Here is a 14466-nt window from a genome sequence, read left to right on the forward strand (position 1 = left end):
TCAACGGTCAAAAGGCGATTTGATCGTTCGAACGGTTCGGGGTATGAGCATGGCGAGGATTGCCGCGCATGCGGGGGCGACGCGGAAAACCCTGGTTGGGACACCCTCGGCTGACGGCCCGTGTCGCGGGAGCCGTCCGGACGCAAGCGATACTCGGCGGTAGCCTCGATGCTTTGGAGATTCATCGGTTTTCTGTTCACCGCGGGCGTGATCCTGTTCGTGGTCGGCGCAGCGGGCGCCGCGTATCTGCTCTGGAAGGTCTCGGGTGACCTGCCGGACTATGCGAGCCTGCGCGAGTACGAACCCCCGGTCATGACCCGTGTCCACGCCGCGGACGGCGAGCTTGTCGCCGAGTACGCGGTCGAGCGCCGGCTTTTCATGCCGATCCAGGGTGTGCCGCGTCAGGTGATCGAGGCGTTCCTGTCGGCCGAGGACAAGAACTTCTATTCGCATTTCGGCATCGATCCGGTCGGCATCTTCCGCGCCGCGGTCGAGAACGCGCAGAATTTGATGAGAGGTGGCGGCCGCAGCCTTGTCGGCGGCTCGTCGATCACGCAGCAGGTCGCCAAGAACTTCCTGCTCACCAGCGAGAAGTCCTACGAGCGCAAGCTCAAGGAGGCGCTGCTGGCGCTGCGGATCGAGAACGCCTTCACGAAGGACCAGATTCTCGAGCTCTATCTGAACGAGATTTATCTCGGTCTCGGTGCCTACGGCATCGCCGCCGCGGCGCTCATCTATTTCGACAAGTCCGTCGACACGCTGACCATCGCCGAGGCCGCCTATCTCGCCGCCTTGCCGAAGGCACCGAACAACTACCATCCCTTCCGCCAGCCCGAGCGCGCGATCGAGCGTCGCAACTGGGTCATCGACCGGATGGAGGAGAACGGCTTCATCACGCCGGACGAGGCCGACGCGGCGCGCAACAGCCCGCTGGAAGTGAAGCTGCGCCCGACTGGCGCGCGTCTGCAAGCCGCCGACTATTTCGCCGAGGAGGTCCGCCGCAAGCTCTACGAGCTCTACGGTGAGGATGGCCTGTACAAGGGGGGCCTGTCGGTACGCTCGACGCTCGATCCGAAACTGCAGGTCCTCGCCCGCAGTGCGCTGGTCAAGGGGCTTATCGGCTACGACCGCACCAGGGGCTGGCGCGGTCCGGTCGCCAATGTCGATATCGCCGGCGACTGGGGCCCGGCGGTCGGCAAGGTCGATGAACTGAGCGACGTCGAGCCCTGGCACCTTGCGGTTGCGCTGAAGGTCGACGACGAGGGCGCGGTGATCGGCTTGCGTCCCGACAAGCTGCCGTCTGGCCAGTTCAGCGAGCGCCGCGATGTCGGACGCATTCCGTTCGAGCAGATGAAGTGGGCCGGCAAGAAAGCCGCCGATATCCTAAAGCCCGGCGACGTCTTCTATGTCTCTCCCGTGGTCAACGAGGAGACCGGCGACGAGGAAGAGGGCGTCTTCGAGCTGCAGCAGGTTCCGAAGGTGTCCGGCGCGCTGGTGGCGATGGACCCGCATACCGGCCGCGTGCTGGCGCTGGTCGGCGGCTTCAGCTACGCCGAAAGCGAGTTCAATCGCGCGACCCAGGCGATGCGCCAGCCCGGTTCCTCGTTCAAGCCGTTCGTCTACGCGGCCGCGCTGGACAACGGATACACGCCCTCGAGCGTCGTCATCGACGCACCGATCGAGATCGTCTCGGGTGGCAAGATCTGGCGACCGCAGAACTATGGCGGAAAGTTCGCCGGCCCCTCGACGCTGCGCCGCGGTATCGAGAAGTCGCGTAATGTTATGACCGTCCGCCTGGCCCAGGACATGGGCATGCCGATCATCCGCGAATACTCCAAGCGGTTCGGCATCTACGACGATCTGGCGCCGTATCTGCCGATGGCGCTGGGGGCCGGCGAGACGACGGTGCTGCGCATGGCGGGTGCCTATTCGACGCTTGCCAATGGCGGGCGCAAGATCACCCCGACGCTCATCGACCGCGTCCAGGATCGCTACGGCCGCACCATCTACAAGCACGACGAGCGCGTCTGCGAGACCTGCAACGCTCCGCAGTGGCAGGGCCAGGACGAGCCCGAACTGATCGACAATCGCGAACAGGTCCTCGATCCCTACACCGACTACCAGGTCATCTCGATGCTGGAAGGCGTGGTGCAGCGCGGCACCGCGACGATTCTGAAGTCCGTCGAGAAGCCGATCGCCGGCAAGACGGGCACGACGAACGACGAGAAGGACGCCTGGTTCATGGGCTTTTCGCCGGACCTCACCGTGGGCGTCTATATCGGCTACGATCAGCCCAAGCCGCTCGGCCGGGGCATGACCGGCGGCCGTCTCGCCGCACCGGTGGTTCGTGACTTCTTCGTCGGCGCGCTGAAGGACAAGCCGGCCATTCCTTTCCGCGTGCCGCCGGGCATCCAGCTCGTGCGTATCAACGCGACGACGGGTCTGCGGGCGGGCCCGAACAGCGACCAGAATGTCATCCTGGAGGCCTTCAAGCCGGGCCAGGCCCCGCCGGAGAGTTACTCGGTGATCGGCTATCAGGACCAGTTCGGCAAGCCGCTGACGGTCAGTCCGGAAGCCGACAGGGCCGTCAGGTCTGGAACCGGCGGCCTGTATTGACCAGATAGCGTTTCGAGAACCCTTTCTAGCAACACCAAGACAGCAACGAGACCGCCATGCGCGCCGAACATTTGCAGCTGGTCGACGAAATTCGTCAGTCGATCTCCCTGCTAAGGAGGCATCTTTGACTGGGACAACGCGCTTGCCCGTCTGGATGACCTGAACCACTACGCCGAAGATCCGAATTTCTGGAACGACGCCGAGAAGGCGCAAACGCAGATGCGCGAGCGCCAGCAACTCGAGGATTCCGTCGAGGCCGTCAGGCGACTGGAGACCGGACTTTCCGATACGATCGAGCTGATCGAGCTTGCCGAGGAGGAGGACGATGCCGGTGTCCTCGCCGACGCGGAGGAGACGCTGCGCGAGCTCCACGCGGACGCGATGAAACGTCAGGTGGGTACGCTCCTGTCGGGTGAAGCGGACGCGAACGACACCTATGTCGAAATCCATGCGGGCGCCGGCGGCACCGAAAGCCAGGACTGGGCTGAAATGCTCCTGCGCATGTACTCGCGCTGGGCGAACGCGCACGGCTACAAGGTCGAGGAGATCGGCTACAACGCGGGCGACGAGGCCGGCATCCGTAGCGCTACGCTGGTGATCAAGGGGCCGAACGCCTACGGCTGGCTCAAGACCGAATCCGGCGTCCACCGGCTGGTGCGCATCTCGCCCTACGATTCGAGCGCGCGGCGCCACACGAGCTTTGCCTCGGTCTGGATCTTTCCCGTCGTCGACGACTCCATCCAGATCGATATCAACGAGTCCGACGTGCGCGTCGATACCTACCGCTCCAGCGGCGCCGGGGGCCAGCACGTCAACACCACGGATTCGGCCGTCCGTCTGACGCACGTTCCCACCGGTATCGTCGTGGCGTGCCAGAACGAGCGCTCGCAGCACAAGAACCGTGCGACCGCCTGGGCGATGCTGCGGTCGCGCCTCTATGAGGCCGAACTGCAGAAGCGCGAGGAGAAGGCGATGGCCGACGCCGCCTCGAAGACCGAGATCGGCTGGGGGCACCAGATCCGCTCCTACGTCCTGCAGCCCTATCAGCTGGTCAAGGATTTGCGGACCGGCGTCGAAAGCACCAACCCGCAGGCCGTACTGGATGGTGATCTGGACACGTTCATGGAGGCGTCACTCGCTCACCGCGTCAACGCGGAAGCCGAGGAGAAGGCGGCTGCGAACGCCTGACGTTCGGATCTAGTAGCCTTCGGGAAGCAGTTCGGCCGCGCGGACGAACGGCAACGGGTTCTTGGCTTGGCCATGGACCCGCGTCTCGTAGTGCAGGTGCGGTCCCGTGCTGCGCCCGCTGCTGCCGGCACGTCCGACGACGGCGCCCGGCTGGATCACATCGCCGACTACGACCTCGACCCGGCTCATATGGGCGTACCGGGTCGTATAGCCGTCTCCGTGATCGATCTCGACCATCCGACCGTACCCGCCCGAATAGCCGGCAACGGTTACCCGACCGCCGGCCGTCGCAAGGACCGGCGTTCCGGTCGAAGCCCGGAAATCGAGGCCGGTATGCAAGGCCGGGCGTTTGAGGAAGGGATCGAGCCGGGTTCCGAAGCTGCTGGAGTATTCGATCGGACCCGCGAGCGGCGCGCGAACCGGGAGGCGGCCGATATGGGTCCGCAGGACGTCGAGCCGCTCGAGCTTACCGTTGATTCGCTCGATCTGGCGATCGGGGACCGACGGGGTGCTCATGCGGCGCAACTCGATGAGTGGCCCTCCCACGCCGCCTTCGGCGACATCGTTTGGCAGATCCGCGCCGACCGCGCCGCTGACTTCGATCAGTCGTTCCGAAAGGCCCCCGACCGTGGCTTCCAGGCTATCGAGCACCGACGTCTGCATCGTCTCTACGCGCGTAAGCGATGCCTGAACCCGGTCGATCGGCGCCAGGTCGGCGTCCTGTGCCAGGGGCTGGGAGGAAATCATTTTGGGCTTGTCCAGCGGGGCAGGGCGTGACGGATCGAAGGACGCCGCTTTTGCCGGGCTGGTCAATAGGCCGTAACCGCGGCTATCCGTAACCTGCCGTTCGGCGTCCGGCTGGAAATCGAGCGTTACCTTGCGGGCCCTGGCCGCGTCGATCAGTCCGGCGATGTCGTGTTGCCGTTCTTCCAGGGCGGTCTGCTTGCGCAGGAGCGTTTCGAGGCGCCCCTCGAAGGCCTGCTGATCCAGGAACTGGCGGGTGTTGATATCGTCGATCTTGCGCCGGAGCGAGGCGATGCGATCCTCATAGGCGCGCTCGACCGAAATACGATGCACCTTCGCCGCGGCGTTGATGTCGTCCTGAAACGCGATATAGGCGGTCGAACCGATCAGCCAGGTGATGGCGGCGGCTGCGGTCGCACCGCCCACCCAGACAGCCCATGTCGGCAATGTCACCGACCGAACCTTGTCCCCGCGGGCGACGATGAAGTGATGCGGCTGTGAGCGACGGCCGAAAAATCGGTGAGAAATAGGCATGAATTCGACAACGCGACTCTGTTTGAACCCAGCGCCGCGATTATCGATCCATTAAGGTTAAGAAAGTCCGAAACGGGCCGGCAATTACCCTGAAAACGCGTGTTGAATCATGGTGCAAACGGGCGCTCGGCTGCGATCGCGCCTAGAGCGTGCGGGCGGCCTCAAGGACTTCCTCGGCGTGGCCTGCGACCTTTACCTTGCGCCACACCCTGCGGATGGTTCCGCTCTTGTCGATCAGGAAGGTGGAGCGCTCGACGCCCATGAACTTGCGCCCGTACATGCTCTTTTCCTTCCACACACCGTAGGCTTCGAGCGTGGTTTTCGATTCGTCCGAAACCAGGTCGATCGCCAGGTCGTGCTTGGCCTTGAATTTGTCGTGCTTCGACGCGGGGTCGGGGGACATGCCGACGACAACGGCGCCGGCCTTCTCGAAGTCCGCGACGAGGCCGGAAAAGTCGATGGCCTCCCGGGTGCAGCCGCTCGTATCGTCCTTGGGATAGAAGTACAGGACGACGGCATTGCCGCGCAGATCAGAGAGCCGAATCTGCCCGCCGCCATCCGCCGGCAGTGTGAAATCCGGTGCCTGCGAGCCTTCAACAGCGTCCGAGCTCATAGCTTGCCTTCCTTTTGTCTTGTTTTCAGTAGCAAAAACGGCGGGCACACTGGAAACCGCACCGGCGCCGCGCGATAGTGTACGCGATCGGCACGCTGCTGGATGGATATCTCTTTGCACGTGTATCGTCACGGTTATGTAACCGGCCGGCAGCGGCACTGTCAGCCGCTGATTGAGGTGATGCGCAGCCGATGACTTCTGAAGCCAATCCTGGCCCCAACCGCAGGCGCGCCGTGCGGCGCGCTGCGGCGTCGAGCCTGAAGCGGCTGCGCAATCTTCGCGCGCGCCGCAGGATGTGGCTGCGCGTGGCTCAGGTGCTCGCGGTAATCGCTGTCGTCGCCGGCGGATTGCTTGGTGGCGCGGTCTTCCGACTGTCGCAGGGGCCGGTTTCCGTCGGCTTCCTGACTCCGCGGATCGTCGAGGCGGTCCAGAAACAATTGCCGCCGGAATTTACCGCGCATGTCGCCGATACGGTCATCGAACGCGATGCCGGTTCCGGCGAGGTTCTGCTGAGATTGCGCGACGTGTCCGTACTTGGGCCGGACGGCGCCCCGGTCTTCGCCGCTCCGCGCGCCGCGATCGGTCTGTCGGGACTTGGCCTGTTTGTCGGCGACGTGATGCCGCGCAGCGTCTTCCTGATCCGTCCCGCCTTGACCGTCATCGAGGAAAACGGGCGGCTGCGTATGAAGGCGGGCACTGACCTTGCCACCGGCGAAGCCGAGCCTCCGGCGAAGATGGTCAATCCGATTGAGGCATTCGCCGTGCTGTTCGCGGTGCTGGGACAGGACGGACAGGGCGGCGCGCCGGCCCTGTCATCGATCGGCGCGCGCGGGGCAAGCCTCAGCATCGCCCGATCGGACGGCACCACGGGCACGCTGCAGCAGATCGACGTATCGGCCGAGCGTGGCGACGAGCCCGGGGCGGTGACGGTAAGCGTTGGCCTGGGCCGCAAGACCGGAGCCCCGCTTTTAACCGCATCGCTGCGGCGGCGCGACGATGGAACCTACGCGATCGCAGGAACGATCGAGAATATCGCCCTGGACGATGTCGCTCCACTGGTTCCCGGCGGATTGCCCTTCGACATGACCGGGCCGATTTCTGGCCAGCTTGATGCCTTCATCGACGCCGCGGGCGGCTTCGACAATCTGTCGGTCAAACTGACGCTGGGCGCGGGATATGTCGGCAAGGGCGACCGACGGATCCTCGTTGACGAAGCAGACTTGGCCTTTGACTGGCGGTACGCCACCGGCGCGATCAATATCGGGCCGTCGCATGTCCTGATCGGCAACAGCCGCGGGACGGTCTCGGGCCAGATCGCCGTACCGAGCCGTGGCGATTTCAGCTACGGCACCGTGCCGCTACGGCTCGACTTCACTGATATCGTTTTGGATGACCCGGATACCGGTGTCCCCGCAGCCTACGATTCGATCACCGTTGAAGCCTTCTTTGTCACCGCGCAGCGGGTGCTGCATATCAGCCGGATGGACGTCGCAGGAGCCGGAACCGCGGGGTCGTTCGTTGGGTTCATCGGCGGCGGTGGCGAGACGCCGGGCATCCGGCTTGCCGGCTCCATGACGCCCACCTCGGTCGAGACCTTCAAGACTGTCTGGCCGCCGTTCCTCGCCGACAAGGCGCGGCGCTGGTTCGTTAACCACATGCTTTCCGGGCAGATCGTCGGCGGTCGCGTCGATGTCGATATCCGCCCCGGCGAGATCGCGCGGGCTCTCAGGGGCGTGCCGTTTCACCGGGAAGCCTTCGACCTGGGCTTTTCGCTCAAGGACGGATCGCTGGTGTTTCTCAAGGAGATGCCGCCGCTTCTCGGCGTCAACGCCGACGGCCGGGTCGATGCCCAGGAATTCACTGCACGGGCCACCACGCCCGGCCGGGTCGATCTGCCCGATGGCGGGACGGTCACCCTGCCTGCTGGGCGTTTCTTTGTTCCCGACATACCGGCCAAGCCCTCAAGCGGCGAGCTGACCATCGAACTCGACGGCGAGATCAGGGACATCATGCGGCTGCTCGACTATCCGCCGATCGAACTGGCCACCCGGCGCAAATTCGACATAGACAGTTTCGGCGGCGAAGGCGCGTTCGAGTTCACCCTCAGAATGCCGCTCATCGACGGTTTGCGCTTCTCCGATATCGATTTGGGAGCCGATGGCTCCATCACAGGCTTCAGCGCGGAGAATTTCGGCGGCGCGAGGAGCATCGGCGACGGCAATATCGACGTACGTGTCGCCGACGGCCGGGTTCTGATCGAGGGGGACGCGCTGGTCGACAATGTCCGCGCCGATCTGGCGCTCGACGATTCCCTCGACCCCTCTGGTGCCCCCGGCGCGCGTTCCGTCACCATGACCCTGGACGAGGCGGCGCGCGCGCGACTCGGCATGCCGCTCGACGCGATCCTGACCGGCCCGATCGTCACGACCGTATCCGACGTCAAGGCGACCGAGTCGGGCAACGTCCAGCAGATCGAGGCGGACCTTACCCGGGCCAAGGTTTCGTTCCCCGCGCTCGGTCTGGAAAAGCCCGCCGGCCAGCCGGCGACTGCGAATTTCAAGCTCACCCAGTCCGGTCAGACCGTGAAGCTGACCGATCTGCGCGTCCAGTCGGAATCGATGCGTGTGGAGGGCAGCGCCGAATTCTCCAAGGCGGGCGGGCTCGTCAGCCTCGATATGCCGGTCCTCCGGACGCCGCGCGGCACCGACCTCGCCGTCAGCGGAACGAGCCAGTCCGGCGCCCGTTCATTCAAGCTGAAGGGCAAGGCGCTCTATATGCGGGCGCTGCTCGCGAACCTCGGTGAGGCAGCCGAGAGTTCCGGCAATAGCGGGAACGAGGTGATGAACGTCGAAATCGACGTGGACCGCGCGATCGGTGTCGGCGGTGAGGTCTTGTCCAACCTGCAAGGCTCGGTGAGGCGTGTCGGAAACCGGACCGACCGGCTCGATCTCTCGGCGTTGACGTCGAACGCTGTCCCGGTCAGCGTTCGTTATTCCGACGACGGCGCCAACTCGGACCTTTCGGTCGACAGCGCCGATGCGGGCAGGGTGCTCGCGTGGGTGGGCTATTATCCGAATATGCGTGGTGGTCAGTTGCGGGTTGTTGCCGGCCGCCGCGGGGCGAATGCGCCGCTGTCGGGCGATATCGCCATCGATCGGTTCCGCATCGCCAACGACCCGTCGCTCGCCCGGCTCATAGAGGAGGGCGAGGACCAGCCTGAGGCACTGGCCCGCCCCTCGGCCCCGGCGCAATCGGCCGGCGGTGCCGCGCAGCGGGTCAACGTCGCCGACGTAGGCTTCGACCGCCTCTCGGCGAAATTCGAGCGCGGCAAGGGCGACCTGAAGGTAAAGGAAGGCGTGCTGCGTGGCGTCGCCGTCGGGGCGACTTTCGAGGGCACCATCGATTTCGATGACGAGCGAATGAATCTACACGGCACCTATGTGCCGCTCTACGCCCTCAACAACCTGTTCGGCCAGTTGCCGCTGTTTCTCGGGCCCTTGCTTGGCGGCAAGAAGAACGAGGGGCTGCTCGGCATTACCTACTCGCTGAGCGGATCGACCAAGAAGCCCGTGCTGACCATTAATCCGATATCGGTCGTTGCGCCAGGTGTGTTCCGCTACATCCTCGGCATGGACAATCCGCAGGCACCGGCGCGTCCCGACGGGGATACCCGCCCGGCCAGGACCATCCGCTGATGCGGATCACGCCGGCCGCAGCAACACGTGCTTCTTGCGGCCGAAGGAAAGCTTGATCACGCCTTCCGGCCCGATATCCGCTTCGGTCAGCGTCGCCGCCGGATCGTTCACCGGCTGGTCGTTCACCTTGATGGCGTTGTTGGAGATCGCACGGCGCACCTCGCCGTTGGTCTGGGCGAGCCCGGCCTGGACGACGGCCGAGAGCACGCCGATCCCGGCCCGGATCTCGGCAGCGGTGACCTCGATCGTCGGCAGGCTTTCGGCGAGCGCGCCTTCCTCGAACGTGCGACGCGCCGTTTCCGCGGCATCCTCCGCCGCCTCGCGCCCATGCAGCAGCGCGGTGGCCTCGGTTGCCAGGATCTTCTTGGCCTCGTTGATCTCCGCGCCGCCGAGCGCCTCCAGCCTGGCGATCTCGTCGAGCGGCATGTCGGTGAACAGCTTCAGGAAGCGGCCGACGTCGCCGTCTTCGGTGTTGCGCCAGAACTGCCAGTAGTCCCAGGGGCTCAGCATCTCGCCCTTGAGCCAGATCGCGCCGGCGGCCGTCTTGCCCATCTTTGCGCCCGACGACGTGGTGATCAGCGGGCAGGTGAGGGCATAGAGCTGCGGCGTCCCCATGCGCCGGCCGAGATCGATACCGTTGATGATGTTGCCCCACTGGTCCGAGCCGCCCATCTGCAGGGTGCAGCCGTAGCGCCGGTTCAGCTCGACGAAGTCGTAGGCCTGCAGGATCATGTAGTTGAATTCGAGGAACGACAGCTCGTGCTCGCGTTCGAGCCGCATCTTCACGGACTCGAAGCTCAGCATCCGGTTGACCGAGAAATGCCGTCCGACGTCCCGCAGGAAATCGATGTAGTTGAGCGGCGCCAGCCACTCGGCGTTGTCGAGCATGGTCGCGTCCGTGGCCTTGTCGCCGAACGACAGGAAACGCGCGAAGACCTCCTTCAGGCTTTGCTTGTTGGCCTCTATCTGGTCGTAGGTGAGCATCTTGCGGCTCTCGTCCTTGCCGGACGGATCGCCGACCCGCGTCGTACCGCCGCCCATCAGCGTGATGGGCTTGTGACCGGTCTTTTGCAGCCAGCGCAGCATCATGATCGACAAGAGGTGGCCGACATGCAGCGACGGGCCGGTGCAGTCGTAGCCGATATAGGTGGTTATCGGCCCTTCAAGCGTCTTCTGGTCCAGCCCTTCCGGGTCGGAGCACTGATGGATGAAGCCGCGCTCTTCGAGCACGCGCAGGAAATCGGACTTGAAGGCACTCATGTCGACTGTGTATCCCAGGTAATCTGTTTGCCGACATGGCTCTACCAGAGGCTTCCACGTGACGAAAGCGCTGACGGCGATTGGACTGATGAGCGGCACGTCCATGGACGGTGTCGATGTGGCGCTGATAGAGACTGACGGCGAAATGGTTTTTGCTTTCGGACCGACCGGCAGCAGACCCTATTCTGCGGCCGAGCGTCGCACGATCGCTGCGGCGGTCGCGCAGGCACCCGGGATTTCCGACCGCAACGAACGGTCCGGTGCCTTCGGCGAGGCCGAGGGCATCGTTACCGGGGCGCATGCGGACGCGGTAGAAGCGTTCTTGGCTGAAAACGGCCTGACCGCCGCGGATATCGACGTCATTGGCTTTCACGGGCAGACGATCTTCCACCGTCCAGAGACACGCCTGACGGTCCAGATCGGCGACGGACCGGCTTTGTCGGAGCGGTTGGGCATCGATGTCGTCCATGATATCCGCGCCGCCGACGTCGCCGCGGGCGGGCAGGGGGCACCGTTCGTCCCGGTCTACCATCGGGCGCTCGCCGCTCATGCCGGCCTCGATCTTCCGGTGGTGGTCCTCAATCTCGGGGGCGTCGGCAATGTCACCTACTTGAGCGGGGAGGCTCCGCTGGCCTTCGACACAGGTCCCGCCAATGCACTGATCGACGATTGGGTGAGCGCGCGGGCCGGGATGGCATATGACGAGGGCGGGCGGATCGCGGCGCGCGGCCGGATCGACGAAGACGCCCTCGCAGCGCTTCTGTCCGGACTCTATTTTTCAAGAAGGCCGCCGAAATCTCTGGATAGAAACGAGTTTTCCGCTTCTTCTCTGGAAGGCCTGTCGCTCGAGGACGGCGCCGCGACGCTTGCCGCCTTCACAGCGGCATCCGTGGCGCTGGCGCGGGACTGGTTCCCGGAGCCGGCACGCCAGTGGATCGTGGTCGGTGGTGGCGCCAACAACCCGACGCTCATGGCGATGCTGCGCGACCGGCTCGATGCCCCGGTCGTGACTGGCGCCGAGATCGGCTGGTCGGGCGATCACGTCGAGGCGCAGGCTTTTGCCTATCTGGCGGCCCGCTCGTTGCGCGGATTGCCGCTCACCTTCCCGACGAGCACCGGCGTGCCCGAGCCGATGACCGGCGGCGTATTGGCGAAGGCGCGGTAAGGGACGCGGGGAAATACTCCCTGCGGTCGTAAGTGCCTCAGGGCCGCACGACGATCTTGCCGATCTTCGCCGCTTCCATCGCCTCGTGCGCCGTGACGATGTCGTCGAGGCCGAACTCCGGTCCCAGGTGATGCACGAGCGTGCCGGCCGCGAGCCTGGCGTTGATCTCGTCGACGGCTTCCTGCCGCTCCGCCTCGTCGAGTTCATAGACGAGGAAGAACTGCAGCCGGATCGTGTTCACCAGGCAGAAGGCTGCGGGAATGGTCGCGTCCGGACCGGTGCCGTAGATCACCACCTGTCCCTTCGGCTTGATAGCCTTTGGGATCAGCCCGGCATTGGCGGTCAGGTCCATCTCGATGATGCTGTCGACGCCCATCTGCATCGTCAGGTCCATCACGCGTGTCCCGACGTCTTCGCGCGTGTAATCGATCGTCTCGTCGGCGCCGGCCTCTTTCGCCATCGCCGCCTTCTGCGCCGACGAGACCGTCGTCAGCACCCGCGCGCCGCGCGCCTTGGCGAACTGGATCACGTAGTTCGCGACCGCACCGGCGCCACCGGAAACCAGGATCGTGGTTTGCGGCGAGGCGCTGGCCAGCGAGATGGCGTGAACCGCCGTCATCGCCGGAATGCCGAGGCAGGCGCCGACCTCGAAGCCCGTATCGTCCGGCAGCCGAACCGCCATGACTTCCGGCAGAACGATGTATTCGGCCGCGGTGCCGAACGGCCGTTTCCACTGGCCGTTCCAGATCCAGACGCGCTCGCCAAGCCGCGACGGCGACACACCGTCGCCGACCATGTCGATCGTTCCGGCGCCGTCGGAATGCGGGATGACTCGGTCAAAGGCTATCTTGCGGGCTGTGCCGGCGCGCGACTTGACGTCGGACGGATTGACCCCGGAGGCCGCGATTTTCACGCGCACCTCGCCGGGACCCGGCTCCGGCGTCTCGACCTCGCCGATCCTCAGCACATCGGCTGCGGCGCCGTTCTCCTCGTAATAGGCGGCTTTCATGGCGTTTCCCCGTTTCGCTGTTTACCCGCGCGTTTGCCGACACTTAGCAGCTCGACCCGCGAGGATGTAGGCTGCACTGGCACGACCGCCAATTGGGTGGACGACCGACCGGTGCCCGGCATTGCATGGGCGGACAAGTTCAGCGCATAACAACGCCCCATAAGGTCAGTGGCGGTCGTGGGGTGCACGAACAACGCCGCATGGCATGCCCGGTCAAAGAGAAGGGTGATGTTCCTCTCCGTATTCGAACTGTTCAAGATCGGAATAGGTCCGTCGAGCTCGCACACGGTCGGCCCGATGGTCGCGGCAGCGCGCTTCCTGTCGCTTCTGGGCAAGCGCGGTGCCGACGATGTCGCGCGGATCTCGGTCTCGCTGCACGGATCGCTTGCCTTCACCGGCAAGGGGCACGGTACCGACCGCGCCGTCGTGCTGGGCCTGATCGGGGAGAAACCGGATCGGGTCGATCCGGACGCCGTCGACGGCCTGCTCGACGAAGTGGCCCGGGCGAAGCGCATTGCCCCGCCTGGATTGCCATCGATGTCCTTCGATCCGCAGCACGACATCGTATTCGACTACGGCGATCCGCTTCCCGCCCATTCGAACGGCATGAAGGTCTTCGCCTATGCCGAGGACGGCACGGTGCTGGTCGAGGAAACCTACTATTCGATCGGTGGTGGCTTCGTGAAAACAGCGGCCGAGCTCGACGAGGTGGGCGAGGACGAAAGCCCGCTCACCCATGAGGCGAAGGTGCCGTATCCTTTCTCCACCGCCGGCGAGATGCTGGCGATGGGTCGCGACGCCGAGTTGTCGATCGCGGAGATGAAGCGCGCCAACGAACTTTCGCGTGGATCCGGCGCCGACCTCGACGCCGGCCTCGATCGCATCTGGTCGGCAATGCTCGGTTGCATGACCCGCGGCCTCGGTTCCGGCGGGCAATTGCCGGGCGGCCTGCGGGTCAAGCGTCGCGCCGCCGACATCCATGCCAAGCTGGAGGGCGAGGCGGGACATAACCGCCCCTTCGAGCACACGGTGATGGACTGGCTGTCCGTCTATGCGATGGCCGTCAACGAGGAGAATGCCGCCGGCGGCCGTGTCGTGACGGCGCCGACCAACGGCGCCGCCGGCGTCCTGCCCGCGGTGATCCGCTACTATCTCGATCATTGCCCCGAGGCGAAGGCCGAAGGCGTGCGCACCTTCCTGCTGGCCGCCGCCGCGATTGGTGGCATCATCAAGCACAACGCGTCGATTTCGGGCGCCGAGGTCGGCTGCCAGGGCGAGGTCGGCTCGGCTTCGGCCATGGCCGCGGCGGGGCTGGCGGCGGCCCTTGGTGGTACCAACGAGCAGATCGAGAACGCCGCCGAGATTGCGCTCGAGCACCATCTGGGGATGACCTGCGACCCCGTCGGTGGTCTCGTCCAGGTGCCCTGCATCGAGCGCAACGCACTGGGGGCCGTGAAGGCGGTGACCGCGGCGTCTCTGGCGCTGCGTGGCGACGGCAGCCATTTCGTGCCGCTCGACAGTTGCATCGAGACGATGCGCCAAACCGGTCTAGACATGAGCGAGAAGTACAAGGAGACGAGCAAAGGCGGCCTGGCCGTCAGCATCGTCGAGTGCTGAAGTCCGCACCCGCGCCTGTCCCGAT

9 protein-coding genes are annotated in these 14466 nt (G+C 65.1%); 5 read left to right on the forward strand and 4 right to left on the reverse strand.

The genetic code is table 11. The features are described 5' to 3' along the window. Positions 1–168: 168 nt before the first annotated feature. A complete protein-coding gene (locus MUB46_RS14870) occupies positions 169–2616 on the forward strand; it encodes a penicillin-binding protein 1A (protein WP_261616719.1) in 2448 nt (815 codons plus the stop codon). A 56-nt stretch (positions 2617–2672) separates the two neighbouring features. After that, positions 2673–3804 (forward strand): peptide chain release factor 2 gene (prfB, locus tag MUB46_RS14875; protein WP_425256270.1). Its coding sequence is split into 2 segments (ribosomal slippage): positions 2673–2738 and positions 2740–3804, totalling 1131 coding nucleotides; the frame shifts between segments, so codons are not numbered across the junction. A 9-nt stretch (positions 3805–3813) separates the two neighbouring features. Here prfB and MUB46_RS14880 read toward each other — a convergent pair. Both MUB46_RS14880 and MUB46_RS14885 read right to left on the reverse strand, forming a co-directional pair. Then, positions 3814–5001, reverse strand: a complete 1188-nt coding sequence (locus MUB46_RS14880) for a M23 family metallopeptidase (protein WP_261616721.1) — start codon at positions 4999–5001, stop codon at positions 3814–3816. A gap of 223 nt (positions 5002–5224) precedes the next feature. Continuing rightward, entirely contained in the window at positions 5225–5695 is a 471-nt protein-coding gene (locus MUB46_RS14885; protein ID WP_261616722.1) for a peroxiredoxin, read from the reverse strand. A gap of 191 nt (positions 5696–5886) precedes the next feature. Here MUB46_RS14885 and MUB46_RS14890 point away from each other — a divergent pair, with 191 nt between their 5' ends. After that, positions 5887–9390: a DUF3971 domain-containing protein gene (locus MUB46_RS14890; protein WP_261616723.1), complete on the forward strand. Its 3504-nt coding sequence runs from the start codon at positions 5887–5889 to the stop codon at positions 9388–9390. Positions 9391–9396: 6 nt separating this feature from the next. On the opposite strand, the gene tyrS is transcribed toward MUB46_RS14890, so the two are convergent. Continuing rightward, entirely contained in the window at positions 9397–10650 is a 1254-nt protein-coding gene (tyrS, locus tag MUB46_RS14895; protein ID WP_261616724.1) for a tyrosine--tRNA ligase, read from the reverse strand. Positions 10651–10708: 58 nt separating this feature from the next. Between tyrS and MUB46_RS14900 the strand changes: the two genes are divergently transcribed. After that, positions 10709–11815 carry an anhydro-N-acetylmuramic acid kinase gene (locus tag MUB46_RS14900; RefSeq protein WP_261616725.1) on the forward strand — a complete coding sequence of 369 codons (1107 nt, stop codon included), beginning with the start codon at positions 10709–10711 and terminating at the stop codon, positions 11813–11815. A gap of 37 nt (positions 11816–11852) precedes the next feature. Here MUB46_RS14900 and MUB46_RS14905 read toward each other — a convergent pair whose 3' ends face one another. Then, positions 11853–12824, reverse strand: coding sequence for an NADPH:quinone reductase (locus tag MUB46_RS14905; RefSeq protein WP_261616726.1), 972 nt, complete (start codon positions 12822–12824; stop codon positions 11853–11855). A 228-nt stretch (positions 12825–13052) separates the two neighbouring features. On the opposite strand from MUB46_RS14905, the gene MUB46_RS14910 reads away from it, so the two are divergent. Then, positions 13053–14441, forward strand: a complete 1389-nt coding sequence (locus MUB46_RS14910; protein WP_261616727.1) for an L-serine ammonia-lyase — start codon at positions 13053–13055, stop codon at positions 14439–14441. Positions 14442–14466: the final 25 nt, after the last annotated feature.

The organism is Microbaculum marinisediminis, assembly GCF_025397915.1.
GTDB lineage: Bacteria > Pseudomonadota > Alphaproteobacteria > Rhizobiales > Tepidamorphaceae > Microbaculum > Microbaculum marinisediminis.

Coding starts and splice junctions, on each gene's coding strand:
- MUB46_RS14870 (WP_261616719.1), top strand. CDS start 169: ATGCTTTGGAGATTCATCGGTTTTCTGTTCACCGCGGGCGTGATCCTG.
- MUB46_RS14885 (WP_261616722.1), bottom strand. CDS start 5,695: ATGAGCTCGGACGCTGTTGAAGGCTCGCAGGCACCGGATTTCACACTG.
- MUB46_RS14890 (WP_261616723.1), top strand. CDS start 5,887: ATGACTTCTGAAGCCAATCCTGGCCCCAACCGCAGGCGCGCCGTGCGG.
- tyrS (WP_261616724.1), bottom strand. CDS start 10,650: ATGAGTGCCTTCAAGTCCGATTTCCTGCGCGTGCTCGAAGAGCGCGGC.
- MUB46_RS14905 (WP_261616726.1), bottom strand. CDS start 12,824: ATGAAAGCCGCCTATTACGAGGAGAACGGCGCCGCAGCCGATGTGCTG.
- MUB46_RS14910 (WP_261616727.1), top strand. CDS start 13,053: ATGTTCCTCTCCGTATTCGAACTGTTCAAGATCGGAATAGGTCCGTCG.